This window comes from Oleiphilus sp. HI0125, assembly GCF_001635355.1.
Genome location: NZ_LWGF01001409.1, coordinates 1 through 832, shown reverse-complemented (window position 1 = coordinate 832; position 832 = coordinate 1). Strand labels below are relative to the sequence as shown.

General features: G+C 46.0%; 2 protein-coding genes. Both read left to right on the top strand.

The features are described from left to right. The coding region (locus A3762_RS23975) for an aminotransferase class I/II-fold pyridoxal phosphate-dependent enzyme (protein ID WP_156493715.1) at positions 1-568 on the top strand (568 nt) is incomplete at its 5' end. 8 nt (positions 569-576) lie between these two features. Beyond that, positions 577-832, top strand: a 256-nt coding sequence (locus A3762_RS23970) for a hypothetical protein (RefSeq protein ID WP_156493714.1), incomplete at its 3' end; no start/stop codon positions are given.

Sequence of the window (832 nt, the reverse complement as noted above, 5' to 3'; positions counted from 1 at the left end):
TGGCTACACGCATCAACGCCCGCGCGCAGTAAAAAGCTATGACACACAAGATCGTGTGCTGCTATGTTCATCCGCCTCAAAAATGCTCGAACCACAATTAGGTTTAGGCTGGATTATGCCGGGGCGATATATGCAAGAGGTCGAATATCAGCGATTTCTGAGCGCATCAAACCAATTCTGCTTACCTCAAATGGCGGTTGCTGAGGTACTTAACCGCTCTAGTTTCGATCGACATCTTCGCCTTGCGCGCGATACGTACCGCGGTCGACGCGACCACTTCTTCAAGCTGATTAGTGAGCATTTCCCAAGTGATGTACGCTTATCCTCTCCTCAAGGTGGTTATGTCGCGTGGCTTCAATTGCCCGCAGGCTTAAATGCCACAGAGCTGTATTTCGAAGCCAAAGATCACGGTATTATCGTTGCCCCTGGAGAGATTTTTTCATCGAACGCGAATAAGTTTAAAAGCTCGATACGGCTATGCTATTCAAAAGCTTGGACACCAGCGCGAGAAGAAGCCATCGCCTTGCTCGGCTCACTCGTACAAGCCAAAATCAACCACAAAGATTAGATAGACGCATGACTACGAATAACGCTCTTTCTTGCATGATGCATATTATCGAAGAGATCAAACCTAGCCATGTTTTGGTCGCTTCATCTCAGATAGAGGAAATTCTGAAAGACGCCAAAGCACAATGCGTCATACAAGCTTTACCTGCATCAAAAATGCTTGATTTACAGTTAAACTCAGATGACGTGAAAAATGTTGATTTGGTCGTTCTTGGCGAAAACTTGAATCAACTCGAACACGCCAAGATGATTGAAGTCATTGGCG